Source organism: Deinococcus peraridilitoris DSM 19664 (assembly GCF_000317835.1).
Lineage (GTDB): Bacteria > Deinococcota > Deinococci > Deinococcales > Deinococcaceae > Deinococcus_A > Deinococcus_A peraridilitoris.
Genome location: NC_019789.1, coordinates 252,274 through 267,462, shown reverse-complemented (window position 1 = coordinate 267,462; position 15,189 = coordinate 252,274). Strand labels below are relative to the sequence as shown.

General features: G+C 63.5%; 17 protein-coding genes and 1 pseudogene. 14 read left to right on the top strand and 4 right to left on the bottom strand.

Annotation, left to right across the window (positions count from 1 at the left end):
- Positions 1 to 75: 75 nt before the first annotated feature.
- Positions 76 to 2,019, top strand: coding sequence for a YjhG/YagF family D-xylonate dehydratase (locus tag DEIPE_RS20045; protein WP_015231381.1), 1,944 nt, complete (start codon positions 76 to 78; stop codon positions 2,017 to 2,019).
- On the opposite strand, the gene DEIPE_RS25645 is transcribed toward DEIPE_RS20045, so the two are convergent.
- On the bottom strand, positions 1,997 to 2,452 hold the full coding sequence (locus tag DEIPE_RS25645) for an HAD family hydrolase (RefSeq protein ID WP_052326848.1): 456 nt from the start codon (positions 2,450 to 2,452) through the stop codon (positions 1,997 to 1,999). The genes DEIPE_RS20045 and DEIPE_RS25645 overlap by 23 nt on opposite strands.
- Positions 2,433 to 2,849, bottom strand: coding sequence for an HAD family hydrolase (locus DEIPE_RS22670; protein WP_052326847.1), 417 nt, complete (start codon positions 2,847 to 2,849; stop codon positions 2,433 to 2,435). The genes DEIPE_RS25645 and DEIPE_RS22670 overlap by 20 nt, the downstream gene beginning before the upstream one ends.
- Before the next feature lie 234 nt (positions 2,850 to 3,083).
- Here DEIPE_RS22670 and DEIPE_RS20035 point away from each other — a divergent pair, with 234 nt between their 5' ends.
- The 13 genes and pseudogenes from DEIPE_RS20035 to DEIPE_RS24220 all read left to right on the top strand — a co-directional run bounded on the left by DEIPE_RS20035 (position 3,084) and on the right by DEIPE_RS24220 (position 12,794).
- Positions 3,084 to 3,626 (top strand): TRAP transporter small permease, encoded by a 543-nt coding sequence (locus DEIPE_RS20035; protein WP_015231380.1) that lies wholly within the window; start codon positions 3,084 to 3,086, stop codon positions 3,624 to 3,626.
- Positions 3,623 to 4,912, top strand: coding sequence for a TRAP transporter large permease (locus tag DEIPE_RS20030; RefSeq protein ID WP_015231379.1), 1,290 nt, complete (start codon positions 3,623 to 3,625; stop codon positions 4,910 to 4,912). Before DEIPE_RS20035 ends, DEIPE_RS20030 begins: the two co-directional genes overlap by 4 nt.
- Before the next feature lie 36 nt (positions 4,913 to 4,948).
- On the top strand, positions 4,949 to 5,947 hold the full coding sequence (locus tag DEIPE_RS20025; protein ID WP_015231378.1) for a TRAP transporter substrate-binding protein: 999 nt from the start codon (positions 4,949 to 4,951) through the stop codon (positions 5,945 to 5,947).
- Between the two features lie 61 nt (positions 5,948 to 6,008).
- On the top strand, positions 6,009 to 6,767 hold the full coding sequence (locus tag DEIPE_RS20020; protein WP_169316628.1) for a FadR/GntR family transcriptional regulator: 759 nt from the start codon (positions 6,009 to 6,011) through the stop codon (positions 6,765 to 6,767).
- Positions 6,768 to 6,858: 91 nt separating this feature from the next.
- Entirely contained in the window at positions 6,859 to 8,007 is a 1,149-nt protein-coding gene (gene dgoD / locus DEIPE_RS20015; protein WP_015231376.1) for a galactonate dehydratase, read from the top strand.
- A 47-nt stretch (positions 8,008 to 8,054) separates the two neighbouring features.
- On the top strand, positions 8,055 to 8,999 hold the full coding sequence (locus DEIPE_RS20010; protein WP_015231375.1) for a 2-dehydro-3-deoxygalactonokinase: 945 nt from the start codon (positions 8,055 to 8,057) through the stop codon (positions 8,997 to 8,999).
- A gap of 2 nt (positions 9,000 to 9,001) precedes the next feature.
- Positions 9,002 to 9,619, top strand: coding sequence for a bifunctional 4-hydroxy-2-oxoglutarate aldolase/2-dehydro-3-deoxy-phosphogluconate aldolase (locus tag DEIPE_RS20005; RefSeq protein ID WP_015231374.1), 618 nt, complete (start codon positions 9,002 to 9,004; stop codon positions 9,617 to 9,619).
- Between the two features lie 56 nt (positions 9,620 to 9,675).
- A pseudogene (locus tag DEIPE_RS22665) lies at positions 9,676 to 10,005 on the top strand (hypothetical protein); the annotation flags it as partial.
- Between the two features lie 41 nt (positions 10,006 to 10,046).
- Entirely contained in the window at positions 10,047 to 10,247 is a 201-nt protein-coding gene (locus tag DEIPE_RS25640) for an NAD(P)-dependent oxidoreductase (protein ID WP_157449104.1), read from the top strand.
- A gap of 26 nt (positions 10,248 to 10,273) precedes the next feature.
- A complete protein-coding gene (locus DEIPE_RS25635) occupies positions 10,274 to 10,705 on the top strand; it encodes an NAD(P)-dependent oxidoreductase (protein ID WP_083865936.1) in 432 nt (143 codons plus the stop codon).
- Between the two features lie 17 nt (positions 10,706 to 10,722).
- A complete protein-coding gene (locus DEIPE_RS19995; RefSeq protein WP_015231373.1) occupies positions 10,723 to 11,367 on the top strand; it encodes a bifunctional 4-hydroxy-2-oxoglutarate aldolase/2-dehydro-3-deoxy-phosphogluconate aldolase in 645 nt (214 codons plus the stop codon).
- Complete coding sequence (locus DEIPE_RS19990; RefSeq protein ID WP_015231372.1) at positions 11,355 to 12,257, top strand: sugar kinase; 903 nt, start codon at positions 11,355 to 11,357, stop codon at positions 12,255 to 12,257. The genes DEIPE_RS19995 and DEIPE_RS19990 overlap by 13 nt, the downstream gene beginning before the upstream one ends.
- A gap of 168 nt (positions 12,258 to 12,425) precedes the next feature.
- Positions 12,426 to 12,794, top strand: a complete 369-nt coding sequence (locus DEIPE_RS24220; RefSeq protein ID WP_157449103.1) for a hypothetical protein — start codon at positions 12,426 to 12,428, stop codon at positions 12,792 to 12,794.
- A 446-nt stretch (positions 12,795 to 13,240) separates the two neighbouring features.
- Here DEIPE_RS24220 and DEIPE_RS19985 read toward each other — a convergent pair whose 3' ends face one another.
- Positions 13,241 to 14,407 carry an anhydro-N-acetylmuramic acid kinase gene (locus DEIPE_RS19985; protein WP_015231371.1) on the bottom strand — a complete coding sequence of 389 codons (1,167 nt, stop codon included), beginning with the start codon at positions 14,405 to 14,407 and terminating at the stop codon, positions 13,241 to 13,243.
- Complete coding sequence (locus tag DEIPE_RS19980) at positions 14,404 to 15,135, bottom strand: GntR family transcriptional regulator (RefSeq protein WP_015231370.1); 732 nt, start codon at positions 15,133 to 15,135, stop codon at positions 14,404 to 14,406. Before DEIPE_RS19980 ends, DEIPE_RS19985 begins: the two co-directional genes overlap by 4 nt.
- Between the last annotated feature and the right edge of the window lie 54 nt (positions 15,136 to 15,189).

The following is a 15,189-nucleotide window of genomic DNA, read 5'->3' as shown; positions in this document are numbered from 1 at the left end:
CTTGTGCTGGCGAAGTGATCACGCCTGGCGAAGCACGCCCGCCGCGCTCTGGGAAGGACAAGGAGGCTGAATATGATGGACGACACACCACACCCTGACGACCTCCTGAACGTGCAGACCAAAGCAGCCGGGCCCGCCGGAAACCTGCCGTTCACGCCGGAAATGCTGCTCAGCCGTCCGAGCGGCGACGTGTTCGCCCTCAGCCAGAATGCCGGGATGGGCTGGAATCCCGCGCAACTGAACCGGCGGGAAATCCTGATCCTGTCCACCCAGGGTGGGATCCGGCAGCCGGACGGGACTCCCATCGCCTTGGGCTATCACACGGGCCATTGGGAAGTTGGACTGCTGATGCAGGCTGCCGCCGAGGAAATCGCCAGCCGGGGCGGCCTGCCTTTCGCCGGGTACGTCTCCGATCCGTGCGATGGCCGTACTCAAGGCACCACCGGAATGATGGACTCACTGCCGTACCGCAATGACGCCGCGCTCGTCCTGCGTCGGCTCATTCGGTCCCTGCCGAACCGGCGCGGCGTCCTCGGCGTCGCGACGTGCGACAAGGGGCTGCCCGCGATGCTGATGGCGCTCGCGGCATTCCCCGACCTCGCAACCGTGATTGTTCCTGGTGGAGTTACGCTGCCCGCAGATGGTGGTGAGGACGCCGGTAAGGTGCAAACCCTGGGCGCACGGTACGCGCACGGACTCATCACTTTGAAGGAAGCGGCTGAGGCAGGCTGTCGAGCGTGCGCGACACCAGGTGGAGGTTGCCAGTTTCTCGGTACGGCGGCCACCACGCAGGTGGTGGCTGAGGCACTGGGACTCTCCGTTCCTCACGCGGCGCTCGCGCCTTCCGGGCAACCCATCTGGAAAGAGATGGCGCAGCGATCCGCACGCTCGGTTCTTGACCTCGACTCGTGGGGGATTACCACCCGGGACATCCTCACCGATGAGGCCATCGAGAATGCCATGACGGTACACGCGGCGTTTGGGGGTTCGACCAACCTCTTGTTGCACATTCCCGCCATTGCGCATGCCGCTCGGTTGCGTCGCCCCAGCGTGGACGACTGGGCGCGGGTGAACCGCGCCACGCCACGCCTCGTGAACGTCTTGCCAAACGGGCCGGACGACTACCCGACTGTGCTGGCCTTCACCGCGGGTGGGGTTCCGGAAGTCATGCTGCACTTGCGGCGGCTTGGGCTGCTCCACGAGGGTTGCCTGACGGTGACCGGCAAGACGCTCGGGGAGAACCTCGACGCGTGGGAACATTCTGAGCGGCGGGTGCGCTTGCGGGCGTTGATGTGGGACCGCGACGGCGTCGATCCTGATAACGTGATCCTCCCGCCAGACCGCGCGCGCGCGCGGGGCCTGACGAGTACCGTGTGCTTCCCCACTGGAAACGTCGCGCCGCAGGGCTCGGTGATCAAGAGCACCGCGATCGACGCGTCGGTCGTGGACGCCGACGGCGTGTACCGCAAGGTCGGCCCGGCGCGTGTGTTCACCACGGAACGCGCGGCGATTGAGGCGATCAAAGGGAAAGGTCCTCAGGCCGTGCAGGCCGGTGACATCCTGGTGCTGATCTGTCGCGGGCCAATGGGAGCCGGCATGGAGGAGATTTACCAGATCACGTCCGCGCTCAAGTACCTGCCGTGGGGGAAACAGGTGGCGGTGATTACCGACGCGCGGTTCTCGGGCGTGTCGACGGGGGCGTGCATTGGGCATGTGGGCCCGGAGGCGTTGGCTGGTGGGCCCGTGGGGAAACTCCTCGACGGGGACCTGATCGAAATTCAAGTTGACCGGAACCACCTGGTGGGAAGCGTGAACCTGGTGGGACGCGGCGAAACCGTGTGGGGTGCGGAGGAGGGTGAGCGCGTACTCGCGGCACGCGCTCCGAGGCTGGATTTGCAGGCCGACCCGGCCCTGCCGGATGACACGCGGCTGTGGGCGGCCCTCCAGAACGCCAGTGGTGGGACGTGGGGTGGGTGCGTCTACGACGTTGATTCGATTACCGCGTTCTTTGGCGGATAGAGAGGGACGGCAGGGACCGCGCACACGTTTCTCCGCGCGGTCCCTGCCGTCCCTGTGCGATGAGCCACTTCACGGTTTCCCCGTATGACTGCAGCACGATCGTGGGTTCGACTGGCTGGAGGCGCTCGTGGTCGTGGGTACCGTGCGTGAGTGCCACCGAGCGCCTCCCGGCCGCTCGTGCCATTTGCACGTCGTGTGGTGTATCCCCGATCATTACACAATTCACGGGCTGAGCGTGCAGGCACTCCGCGGTGAGGAATCCCAAGGCCGGGTGGGGTTTGGGCAGCGGCACCATATCCGATCCAACCACTACCGGAAAGAAGTGGGCGATGCCTGCTGTTTCGAGCATGGCAAGGGCCACCGTCTGAACCTTATTTGTGGCGACCGCCAGCGCGAAGGCGGCGCCGCGCAGTTCATTCAGGCCGCTTTTCACCCCTGGGGTACAGGAGCGCCTCGGCGCGGGGCGTGACGTGCAGTTTGTACAGGCGGCGGTAGTCAGCCACGGCTTCCTCGACTTCCTGTGAGTCCACGCCGACGTTCAGGAGCGTCGCGAGGAGATTCGGCAGGCGCGTGCCCACCAGGGCGCGGACCCGTGCGGGGGAAACGTCTGGGTGGCCGCGGGCAGCGAGGATTTGGCGGAACACCCGCGCAACGGCCGGCGGCGTGTCCATCAAGGTGCCGTCGAGGTCGAAGAGAACGGCGCTCAGGGGAGGCACGGGCGCACCAGAACACGCCGGTTTTTCCAGGTTTTGCGTCGCCAGGGGTGTGGTGTCGAGCGGCTGACCGACCGGGTTGCCGTGTTCTTCTTGTGGTCCGACAAGTCGCTCCAAATGTCTGATAATTGACAAGCCTCGCCGCCTCGGTTACATTGTCGAGCAATCAACAATCTCACCGGGTGCAAGGCTGCACCCCGTGTTAACCCTGGTCGGCCGCCACCCATAGCTGGATGCATATGAGCGCGCCAAGGAGGACGAAGCCAAGATGACGAGCACTGCTCCTCGAATGAGAAAACGTTGTTCCGCAAATCGGGCTGACGAAGCGCGAGCAGTCGGGGCGCCCACGGAATGAAGCGGGCCGAAGCACTGCTGTTCCGCTTCCTGGAATTTTTGATCGTTCTGCTGTTGATTGGCATGGTCGGCATGGTGTTCACGAACGTCGTGCTGCGGTATGCATTCAATACCGGCCTGCTGATCTCCGAGGAACTCTCACGCTTCTTCTTCGTCTGGCTGACCTTTATCGGCGCGGTCATCGTGTCCCGCGAACACGGACACCTCGGGGTGGACATGCTGGTCAGCAAATTCAGCCTCAACGGGCGTCGGATTGCTATGATCATCACCGACCTGCTGATTCTGTTCACCACCTGGGTGCTGTTCGACGGAACCTTGCGGCAGCACGGCATCAACGCGACCACGACCTCTCCCGTCAGCGGAATGAACATGGGCGTGGTGTACGGCATCGTGTACTTCAGCGCGGTCGGCATTGGATTGATCACCCTCGCGCGGCTGTACCGGGCCCTCACTGGCAAGCTCAGCGCAGCTGAACTGGACCGTTTCGCGGGCCGAGTGGACGAGGACGTCACCCACACCGCCAAGGGGCACCTGGAATGACCATCGCCGTGTTCCTCACCGCTTTGATCGGGTCAATGGCCATTGGCGTACCCATCGCGTTCGCGCTGCTCCTCACCGGAATTGCCTTGATGTGGTACATGGGGCTGTTCGACACACAGATCATCGCGCAGAACATGGTGCTGGGCGCGGACAGCTTCCAACTGCTGGCCATCCCGTTCTTCCTGCTGGCGGGTGAATTGATGAACGCTGGCGGGCTCTCCAAGCGCATCATCAACTTCGCGCTGGCGTGGGTGGGGCACCTGCACGGCGGCATCGGATACGTCGCGATTTTCGCGGCATTGATCATGGCGTCACTGTCCGGTTCCGCCGCGGCCGACAGCGCGGCCCTCGCGGCCATCCTGATTCCGATGATGCGCGAAGCCGGGTACAACATGCCACGCTCGGCAGGCCTGATTTCTGCCGGCGGCATTATCGCGCCCGTCATTCCGCCCTCCATCGCGTTCATCGTGTTCGGCGTGGCCGCCAACTTGTCCATCACCAAGCTATTCATGGCTGGAATTGTGCCCGGCGTGCTGATGGGCGTTTCCCTCGTGGTCGCCTGGGCCATCGTGTCCCGCCGAACGACGTCCATGACCGTCCTGCCGAAGCAAAACATGCAAGTGCGCATGAAATCCCTGCTGGACGGCTTCTTCGCGCTGGTGATGCCCATCGCGGTTCTCGGCGGCATCCGCTTTGGCATCGTGACGCCCACTGAGGCCGGCGTGCTCGCCGCCGTCTACGCGTTTGTCATTGGCACCTTCGTGTACCGTGAACTCAAGCCGCGACACATGTACGCTGTGCTGCTCACCGCTGCCAAAACAACGGCGATGGTGATGTTCCTGATCGCTGCCGCGGTGGTCTCCGCGTGGCTGATTACCCAGGCGAACATTCCCTCTGAGATCCTCAAGGTCCTCGCCCCGTTCACCGAACACCCCACCTTGCTGCTGCTCGTAATCCTGGTGTTGGTCTTGGTGGTGGGCACCGCGCTAGACTTCACTCCAACCGTTCTGATCCTCACGCCCGTCTTGATGCCCGTCATCAAGCAGGTTGGCATCGACCCCATCTACTTCGGAGTACTGTTCATCATGGCCAACGCGATCGGACTCCTCACGCCGCCCGTCGGGGTGGTACTGAACGTCGTCAGTGGGGTCGGTAAGGTCTCCATGACCAGCGTTATCAAAGGCGTCACCCCCTTCCTGGTCGCGCAAACCCTCGTGATCGTCCTGCTCATCCTGTTTCCGCAACTCGTCCTCGTCCCTCTTGAGTGGCTGTCCAGCAGGCGTTAGGTGCGCCCGCTTCAGTCGCTCGCGAAAGGAGAAAGTATGAAGAAGTTCGCGATCCTCGCCCCCGTCACCCTCGCCCTGCTCAGTGTCAGCGCCCACGCGCAAATTCAGAACCGAACGATCCGCGTGTCCAACGGGGTGAACGACACCCACCCGGTCGCGACGGGCGTGAAGGCCATGGCAGAATGCGCCGCCAACCGTTCTGACGGCAAACTCAAGATTCAAGGCTTCTGGAGCGCCGCGCTGGGTGATGACGTCGCTGCCACCAACGCCTTGCGTTCCGGTACCCTGGAAATGGTCATCCCATCCAGTTCCGCGCTCGTCGGCATGCAGTCAGCCCTCGGCGTGTTCGACCTTCCCTTCTTGTTCAACAACGAGAAGGAAGCTGACGCAGTGCTTGACGGTGCGTTCGGCCGCAACATCTCGAACAAAATGACGAGCCTCGGCCTCGTCAACCTTGCCTACTGGGAGAACGGCTTCCGCAGCGTCACGAATTCCAAACGTCCTATCAACAAGATGGAGGACCTCGCGGGCCTCAAGATCCGCGTGATCCCCAACCCCATCTACCTGGAAACGTTCAAGGCGCTGAAGACCAACCCGGTGCCCATGCCCTTCAGTGAAGTCGTCCCGGCCCTCGAAACCGGTGCGATCGACGGTCAGGAGAACCCGCCGGTGACCATCGAGACGTCCAAGATGTACGAGGTGCAGGACTATCTGTCCTTTAGTCGTCACATCTACACGCCCTTTATGGTGATGTACTCCAAGAAGCTGTGGGATCGCCTCTCCAAGGAAGAGCAGAAGATCATCAGCGATTGCGCCGTCGTCGGTCGTGACGCTCAGCGCAAAGCGTCCCGCACTCGCACGGATGAGGCCGTCGCCGCCCTGAAATCGCACGGCATGAAGGTCAACGAGATCGCGCCGGCAGAAATCGCCAAGATGCGCGCCGCCGTGAAGCCAGTGTACGAGCAGCAAGCCAAAACCATCGGCCAAACCAACATCGACCAAATCCAGAAGGTCCTCGAAGGCCTGCGCAAGTAACGCCCGCCCTGGGACCATGAGTTGCTCATGGTCCCAGGGTTTTGACAGCAAGGGAAAGACGGTGACCCACCCAACGATGAGCGCGCCACCCACACTCACCAAACCCCGCGTGCACAAGGAACTGGTGGACCGTCTTGCCCGCCGGATCGTGGGTGGGGAATTCACGCCTCACCGGGACTTCCCCACCGAGCAGATGCTGTGCCAGGAGTACGGCGTGAGCCGCAGCGCCGTTCGTGAAGCCATCCGGGTCCTCGCGACGCGCGGAATGCTCGAAAGCCGCCCGCGCGTCGGAACCCGTGTCCTCGATCAGGAACAATGGAATTTCCTTGACCCTCACGTCTTGGAGTGGATCGACCAGACGACCGGCTGGTACCGCTTCATCGACGACTTGATGGACGTCCGGCTGGTCGTCGAGCCAATGGCGGCGGAACTCGCCGCACGTCGAGCCACCGCGGCAGAAGTCGCGATGATCGAAGCGGCCTTCCTGCGAATGGCGCACAACCTCGGGGCGGCGCCTGAAGAAGCCACGCGAGGCGACGTGGCATTTCACATCGCCATCCTGCGCGCCAGCCACAACGTCATCTACGCCCAGCTCGCGAACTCATTCGAAGTCGCGCTGACCAAGCAGATTCTCCTTGCCAACAACTACAACTCCCACAAGCAGTCAACCCAAGAGCACCTCGCGGTCCTCGACGCCATCCGCCTTCGCCAACCGGACGAAGCGCGACGCTTGATGACGCAGATGCTCCTCGTCGGGCAGCGCAACTTGAAACGCGTTCGAGGCGAACAAGCGCGCGACGAGTCCCCCGTCGCTTACTGACCAGCCGTCAGACCACCGAGAGTTGCTTGACGCCAGAAATTCGCATGGCGCCAAGCAACTCCGCGTGCATTGATGCAATCCCGGAGGCCATGTGAAAATCACTGCACTTGAATTGTTTACCGTCCCTCCACGCTGGCTCTTCTTGAAAATCACCACCGACGAGGGTTTGGTTGGTTGGGGTGAACCCATCGTGGAAGGCCGGGCGGGAACCGTGAAAGCTGCCGTTGAGGAGCTCAGCGAGTACTTGATCGGACAAGACGCGAGTCGAATCGAGGACCTCTGGCAGACGCTCTACCGCGGCGGCTTCTACCGAGGTGGGCCTATTCTCAGCAGCGCCATTTCAGGCATCGAAATGGCCTTGTGGGACATCAAAGGCAAAGCCCTCGGCGTGCCCGTCTACGAACTGCTCGGCGGTGCCGTACGCGACCGGATGCGGGTGTACGCCTGGATTGGCGGGGACAACCCGCGAATCGTGGTGGAAGAAGCCAAACGGCTGATCGACCATGGCTTTACCGCCGTGAAGATGAACGGCACCGAGCGCATGGGCTGGATTGACTCGCCCTCGCGCGTCGCGGAAGCCGTGGAGCGCGTTGCGCTCGTGCGAGAAACGTTCGGGCCGGAAGTGGCGATTGGTGTGGACTTCCACGGGCGTGTGCACAAAGCCATGGCCAAGGTCCTCGCGCGGGAACTCGACCAGTTCGGCTTGATGTTCATCGAAGAACCCGTCCTCGCAGAGAACCTCGAAGCACTGCGCGACATCGTGCAACACACCAGCACCCCCATTGCAACGGGTGAACGGATGTACACCCGCTGGGATTTCAAACGCGCCTTGCAAGAAGGGTACGTGGACATCGTCCAGCCTGACGTGGCCCACACCGGCGGCATCTTCGAGACCCGCAAGATCGCTGCGATGGCCGAAGCCTACGACGTCGCGGTGGCCATTCACTGCCCCCTGGGGCCAATCGCGCTTGCCGCGTCCCTGCAAGTTGATTTCTGCACGCCAAACGCGTTCATTCAAGAGCAAAGCCTCGGCATTCACTACAACCAGGGCACCGACCTGCTGGACTACCTCAGCGACCCCGGCGTGTTCCACTACCAACGTGGGTACGTGGAGCGCCTCAAGCGGCCAGGCCTTGGCATTGAAGTGAACGAGGAGAAAGTCCGTGAAATGGCCCAAGTTGGCCATCAGTGGCGCAACCCGATCTGGCGGTACGAGGACGGCAGCATCGCTGAATGGTAAGTGCAAGCCGCCGCCTTACTCTGCCACCCATTGAAAAGGAGTTCTGCTTGATTGCCCTTCTCGATTCCGGAACCACCCGAACGCGGCTCCGCCTGTGGGATCAAAATCACGTCGTATGGCACGGCGAACGCCAAGTCGGTTCCGCGGACGTCGCGCGCGCTGGAGTCAACCATCAACTTCGAGCAGCCATCGCTGAATTGCTGAGTGAAGCACGCCGTACCGGCTCGATCACCACCATCATCGCGTCCGGGATGATCTCCAGCAACGTCGGGCTGCTTGAAGTTCCACAACTCCACGCACCCCTCACCTACGAAGCGCTCGCCACGAGCCTGATGCTTCATCATTTCACTGACCTCGGGGAGGTGCTCTTCGTCCCGGGCGTCCGCACCCTCCCGTCCACACTGTCTTTGGATGACCTCGCGCAAGCGGATGTCATGCGAGGCGAAGAAACGGAGGTGGTTGGCCTCAGGCGCCTCCTGAGCCTCTCCGGCAACGTGACCTTCATGCATTACGGCTCGCACCACAAGCTCGTCTGGACTGACGATCAAGGAATTCACGCCAGCCGCACCAACCTGAACGGTGAACTGCTGGCCGCCATCTCCATGCACACGATTCTCCGCAGCAGCGTGCCACCCCTGGACACCTTCCATGAAGTGAATGACCACTGGTGGCACCAAGGGCTGAACGCCAGCGTGCAGCATGGCTTCAGCCGGGCTTGCTTTATGGTGCGGCTCGCCGACCAGTTCCTCAAGGCCACCCCTCAGGACGCCGCCAGCTTCCTGCTGGGCGCGATCGCGAGCCTCGACCTGTCCCTCCTGATGGGCCAGCCGCACTTGGTGCTGTACGGACGCTCCACCATGACCCTTCCCATGCAGCGCTACCTTCAAGCGCGCGGTCAGCAAGTCGACGTCGCGGACGAAACGACAACCCAGCAGGCGGCCATCGCCGGAGCCCTGCACTTACACGAGCAATACACGTCCCGCAAGGAGTAAGCGTGCTCGAATTGATTGAGCAACACCGATTGATTGCCATTCTCCGCGGCGTACCCCCACAACACGCCCCCAAGCTGGCCGAGCACCTGCACGGCGCCGGGGTGCGCCTGCTCGAAGTGGCCCTCAGCGACGCATTCGGCGTGCCCGCCCTGCAGGCCATCCAACAGCACTTCGGCCACGACCTGCACCTCGGCGCTGGGACCATCACCACCCCCGAGCGCGCCGAAGCTGCCCGGCAAGCCGGCGCGACGTACATCCTCACCCCGCACCTGATTCCCGACGTGAACACGTACGCCCGCCAGCACCAGCTCGGCCTGATCAGCGGTGCCACCACCCCAACCGAAATCCAGCAAGCCCGCGCCCAGGGCAGTGAAGTCGTCAAGCTTTTCCCCGCTGGGAATCTGGGGGCGGGGTACGTGAAGAGCCTCCTTGGGCCTTACCCGGACCTCCCGATTCTCGCCGTCGGCGCGATCACCGAGGACAACTTGCAGGACTTTATGAAAGCCGGCGTGGTTGGTGTTGGCTTGGGAAGTTACCTCACCAGCACAGACTGGTCACGTCCGGACTACTCCCTCCTTCAAAAACGTGCCCGCCGGGTCCTTCAGCAGCTGCACGGCTGAACCTGAGAAGGGAGAATTTCACCTTGACGGCACCCGGTCCAAACGAGCGAACACGCATGACACGAAAAGTCTCCGTCACGGATTGCGACTATGCCGCACTTGTCCTTGAGCGGCAAGCGGTGGAAACGGCCAGCGTGACCTTCCACCCGACCCCGTTCCGCCCCGAAGAAGCCGTCATCGCCAATTGCTTTGATGCGCAAGGCTTCCTCACCAGGCGAGTCCTCTCAGCCCTGCCCAACCTGCGCGTCGTCGCCCGCTCCGGCATTGATGTAGACACCACCGACGTGGACGCCGCCACTGAGCTTGGCATCACCGTTTGCAACGTCGCGGATTACAGCGTCGAGGAAGTCAGCGATCACGCCACCGCGTTGCTCCTGAACTTGACGCGCGGCGTGACACGGCTCGACTGGGACGTACGCGACGGACAGTGGGACTTCAAGCAAACCCAGCGCCTTCACCGCTCACCGGGCCAAACCTCGGTCTGGTCGGCTACGGACACCTTGGTCAAGCCACCGCCCGTAAAGGCCAAGGACTCGGCTGGCACGCCATAGCTTACGATGCATCCGCTGAGCCCGGCAGCCGTGGTGCTGGTGGAGTGAAGATGGTTACGCTGAGCGTTGCGAGCTGAAGCGGACTTGATCTCCCTGCACGTTCCTGACCAGCCGGAAACACCCCCTGATCGACGCGGCCGCGCTGCGGCGAACGAAACCCAGAGCGGTCCTGCTCAACACCGCCTCAGGCGGCATTCTCAACACGCAAGCACGCCTCACCGCCCTTCACGAAGGCTCGATCAGCGGGACTGGACGTGGCCGAGCAGGAGCCGCTTCCCCAGCTCACCCCCGGACCACGCGGACCACCTGCGTCGTCACGCCGCACGTCGCGTGGTACTCCGAAAAGGCCCTGTTTGATTTGAAAGTCAAATGCGCACAGCAAGTCGTCGCCGTCCTGCAAGGCGTGGCTTCGAGATACGGCCTGAAAGCGCAAGTGATTGGTGCAACCATGAACGTGCAAGGCACCCTTGCCCACGTCACCGGAAAGCAGCATGACCGCAGCGAACCCATTTCCCGCTTCCCCGAAAGAGGTTGAGCTTGAATACTGAACGCATGATCGAGACGCTGCGCAAGGCACGCGTCGTCGGAATCCTCCGAGCCGACGACGCCCAAAGCGCCAGGCTTGCCGCTCACGCCGCCGTCAGGGGCGGCCTCACGTCCATCGAGCTGACCTTCACCACCCCGGGCGCCGCCGAAGCCATCCGCTCATTGCGCACCGAGCTGCCTGCAGGCATCTCCATTGGTGCTGGCACCATCATGACCCCGCAAGACGCAAACGACGCCGTCGAAGCCGGCGCGGAATTCCTGGTCAGCCCCCACTTGGACGCGGAGGTCGCCGCTACCGCCCGGCAAGCTCAAGTCATGTACATCCCCGGCACGCTCACACCCACCGAGATCGTGAGCGCCATACGCTGGGGTGCGCCAATCGTGAAGATCTTTCCAGCCGGCTCCGCTGGCGGCACGCAATACCTGCGTGACCTGCTTGGCCCACTTCCACAACTCAAAGCATTGGTCACTGGAGGCATCAAGCCCACCGAGGTTCCCGGTTACCTCCACGCTGGTGCACTCGCGGTTGGTCTTGGGTCGAATCTGTTCCCTCGCGAAGCCCTCCGCGCTCACGACGCCCACGCGATAGAGCACGCGACCCGCGCTGCACTGCATGAATCGGGATTGGCAGGAGGCACGTGCTCGACTTGATTGCGGTCGGCGAATGCATGGTCGAGTTGTGGTCCGACCAGCCGTTGAGTGAAACGCCCACACTGAATGTCGCTTACGGGGGTGACGTCCTCAACAGTCTCGTCACCGCGAGCCGGCTCGGTGCGCAGGTGGGTCTCGTCACGCGAGTCGGCACGGACCCCTTTGGTCCTGGTTTGCTGCGCGCGTGGCAGGCTGAAGGAATCGACGTGCGGTCCGCCCCGTTGGTTCCGGGTGAAAACGGAGTGTACTTCATCAGCGTACAAGCGGACGGAGAACGCGAATTCACGTATCGGCGCACCGGCAGCGCCGCGAGTGCCATGCGCCCTGAAGACCTCAATCCCACGTACCTGGAGAGCGCACGAATCGTGCTGCTGTCCGGCATCACCCAAGCCATTTCCGACACCGCCGAAGCCACCACGATGGAGGCAGCCCGTGTGGCCAGGGCGGCAGGAGTGCAGGTGGCCTACGACCCGAACTACCGAGCGAACCTCTGGGCGAAGCGTGGCGGACTTGCCGCGGCCCAGCGCGCGGCACAGTCACTTCTTCCCCTGGTCGACATCCTGCTGCCCAGTCACCCTGCCGATCACGGCCTGGTTAACGCAAGCCCAGGCGAGGACACCCTCGAACGGTACCTCAACTGTGCGCCGCTCGTCGCCGTGAAGCGCGGCGAGGAAGGCGTCACCCTTGCCGAAGGTGAATGCGTCACCCACGTGCCCGCCGTACCCGCCGCGCACGTGCGCGATACCACCGGCGCCGGCGACGCCTGGAATGGCGCGTTCCTGTACGCCCTGACCCAGCAGCGAGGATTGCTGGAGGCCGCCCGGCTCGCCAACTCGGTCGCAAGCCAGACCCTCGCGTACCGTGGTGCGATCCCGCCACGGTCACCATGATCGACCTCGCCGAACACTTTGCGGACGCGTCAACGCGCCGCGGCCAGCGGTGCCGAGCGGTGCTTGAGGCGCGGTTCAACGTCGTAATGCCGGTCGTGATGGTCGCGGGTGTCGGCATGATCCTCGTGAACGACATGCACATTGACCAGCACACCATCGCGCGTCAGTATGTACGGCCTGTGGCGTGTCCCCGCCATGGCGCTCGACACCCTGCCTGGCACAACCGTCGCTGCTGCCAGCGCTGCACGCCTGCACTTACTCGGCGTGTACGTGTCCACCGTGGCGATCATGGCTTACACCATGCGGCTGCGCACACCGCAACAAGCCAGCGTCACCCGCCGTTCCAACGTGGTCGCCGCGGCCATCGGGAACAACGGTAATTTCAGCATGCTGATCAGCCTCTTCGCGCCCGGGCCAGCTGGCCATTCGCGTCCGTCACGACGACGCTCAATGTCTCATCGACGAGCGTACCCGCGTCCTCCTCGGAGCCGACGAAGAACGCACGGTCGGCCCCTCACCCACGACACCCATGTTTGACGACACCCAGCGGTATGTGTATGGAGCGGTACCACCGGCGACGTGCACGCTCGCTTCAATGTCGTGATGATCGACGATGTTCATGCTGACCGTGGGGTAGGCGCCGCCTCGACGGCAGGAACGTACACGACCTTGGAATTCACGGTCTGGCCGTTGACAACCGAGGTGTACACGTACTGTATGCTCACGCCCGCTCGCTGCTGGAGACCATCAGCCAGGACCCGCTTCTTTGGTCGTCCTCTCGATTCCGACCAGCATTCCCGATGATTCTCCACGCAGAACCGGCCGAAGTGCGGCCGCAAGAAATCAGCAGTCACCCTCATGTAATCCAGCAGGAAGCACGGAAAGCCCCTGCGTAGGGCGCCCACAGACGACCGGGCCAGGTCAGCCTGGAGACCCGGGCAGGCGATCGGCCGAGGCGCTCAGTGCAGCGCATGCTCGGGGAGTCATGAATGTTCGCGGGGTGGACGTGAGAGCTTCCCGGCGATCACGGCGTGCCGTGCACCCGTGGTGTGCGGTAGGGTGTTCGGCCAGCCTTGATAGGCGTAGTAACCGAGAATCCCGAAGGCAGCGGCTTCGCGCGCGCTGGAGTTCCAGCCGCGCTCTTCGAAGGTCAGCACAGGAATGGGTGCGAGGGCGTCGCGCAGCTGACCCATCAAGGTCGGATTGTACGCCCCGCCGCCCGCGACGATGATCTCGTCGAGTCCCCGTGGAAGCACGAAGTGGTGGTAGGCGTCGGCGATGCTGGCGGCACTGAAGGCCGTGACGGTCGCGGCGATATCGCGCGCATCGAGCTCAAATACGCCCGGCAGGCGTTGCAGGTTCCAGCGTTCACGTCCCGTGCTTTTGGGCGGAGCGAGTTGCAGGTAAGGTTCGCGCAGCCAGGTCTGGACGAGCGTGTCGGCCACGCGACCACTGGCGGCCATCTTTCCGCTGTCATCGTAGCGCCGCTCGAACAACTCGGCCGCTTCGTCGATCAATGCGTTCGCGGGTCCGGTATCGAAAGCCAGCACGCCGTGCGCGTCGAGGCCCGGGAGGTACGTCAGGTTACTGATCCCCCCAAGATTGTGGATGGCGCGTCGCACGCCGTGTTCGGCGTACAGAATGCGGTCCGCGAATGGCACGAGAGGCGCGGCTTGCCCGCCGGCCGCCAGGTCGGGCGGGCGGAAGTCGGACAGCACGGGTTTCCCGGTGCGCTCGGCGATCAGGGAAGCTTCACCGATCTGCAGGGTCGAACGGGTGTGCCAGCCGTGCTGCTCGTCGAGGTGCGGGATGTGATGTATGGTCTGTCCGTGACTGGCGATCAGATCAGCGTCCGGTGAGAGTTCCGCGGCGGCGTCCGCGAGTGTTTCGCCCAGCCAGAAGTGCAGTTGGGTGATTTCGCTGGTGTTGGCGTTATTGCGGCTGGCACGCAGCAGGGCGTCACGCAAATCGTCCCGAAAGGGCGTGTAGCGGTGCGCGAGGATGCGGGCGCGTGGCGCGGGTCCGTGCAGTTCGGCGGGAGAGCCGGCTTCACCGACGGCCGGCCAACCGGGGAGTTCGAGCAGTACGGCGTCGATGCCGTCAACGCTGGTGCCGTTCATCAGGCCGAGCAGGCGGGGTGCGCGCGTCACGGGCGAACACCTTGCATCTCGATGATGAAGTCGTACTTGTCGCCGTGGTGATGCGCGGTCGTGAATTCGAGTGGAGTGCCGTCCGCGAGGTAAGTGACGCGTTGCGTGAACAGGGCAGGCGCGCCGACGTGCATGCCGAGCAGTGACGCTTCGTAGCCCCGCAGGGCGACCGCGCGGATGCGCTGCAAGGCCCGCACGGGGTGCACACCGTGGGCCCGCAGGGCGGCGTAGAGCGAATCGCCGAGGTTTTCGAGTGGGGGGAGGTGATGGCTGGCGAGGGTGGCGCATTCCACGGCGACGGGTTCAGCATTGGCATACCGCACCCGGATGAGGCGGGCGACGCGGATGTCCGGAGCGAGACCGAGCGCCATGGCTTCCTGCGGAGTTGGCCGGCCAAGCTGTCGCTGCACCCATCTGGAGGAGGGCGTGAGTCCGCGGGCGCGCATGTCATCACTGAAGCCGGTCAGGCTGGCGAGGGGTTGTTCGATGCGCTTGGCGGGGAAGGTACCCAAGCCGCGTTTCCGTACGATGTCACCGTGAGTTTCGAGCAGGCTGAGGGCGCGGCGGACCGTGATGCGGGAAATCCCGAGTTTCTGCGCCAGCTGGCGCTCCGAGGGAAGCGCGGCGTTTTCGCTCCATTCGCCGCGCTGGAGGGCGTCACGCAGGAGGTTGCCGATTTGAATGTACTGCGGGGTACGGAGCTGGGGATCCGGTTTGCGGCTGGGCATGTGGTAGCGCCCTCCGGGGCGTTGGGGTGAATCCACACTGAGGTGCTGAATCTT

Bases quoted from the DNA above. Each gene is read 5' to 3' on its own strand.
- DEIPE_RS20045 (WP_015231381.1), top strand. From the start codon at position 76: ATGGACGACACACCACACCCTGACGACCTCCTGAACGTGCAGACCAAA.
- DEIPE_RS20035 (WP_015231380.1), top strand. From the start codon at position 3,084: ATGAAGCGGGCCGAAGCACTGCTGTTCCGCTTCCTGGAATTTTTGATC.
- DEIPE_RS20030 (WP_015231379.1), top strand. From the start codon at position 3,623: ATGACCATCGCCGTGTTCCTCACCGCTTTGATCGGGTCAATGGCCATT.
- DEIPE_RS20025 (WP_015231378.1), top strand. From the start codon at position 4,949: ATGAAGAAGTTCGCGATCCTCGCCCCCGTCACCCTCGCCCTGCTCAGT.
- DEIPE_RS19995 (WP_015231373.1), top strand. From the start codon at position 10,723: ATGATCGAGACGCTGCGCAAGGCACGCGTCGTCGGAATCCTCCGAGCC.
- DEIPE_RS24220 (WP_157449103.1), top strand. From the start codon at position 12,426: ATGTACGGCCTGTGGCGTGTCCCCGCCATGGCGCTCGACACCCTGCCT.
- DEIPE_RS19980 (WP_015231370.1), bottom strand. From the start codon at position 15,135: ATGCCCAGCCGCAAACCGGATCCCCAGCTCCGTACCCCGCAGTACATT.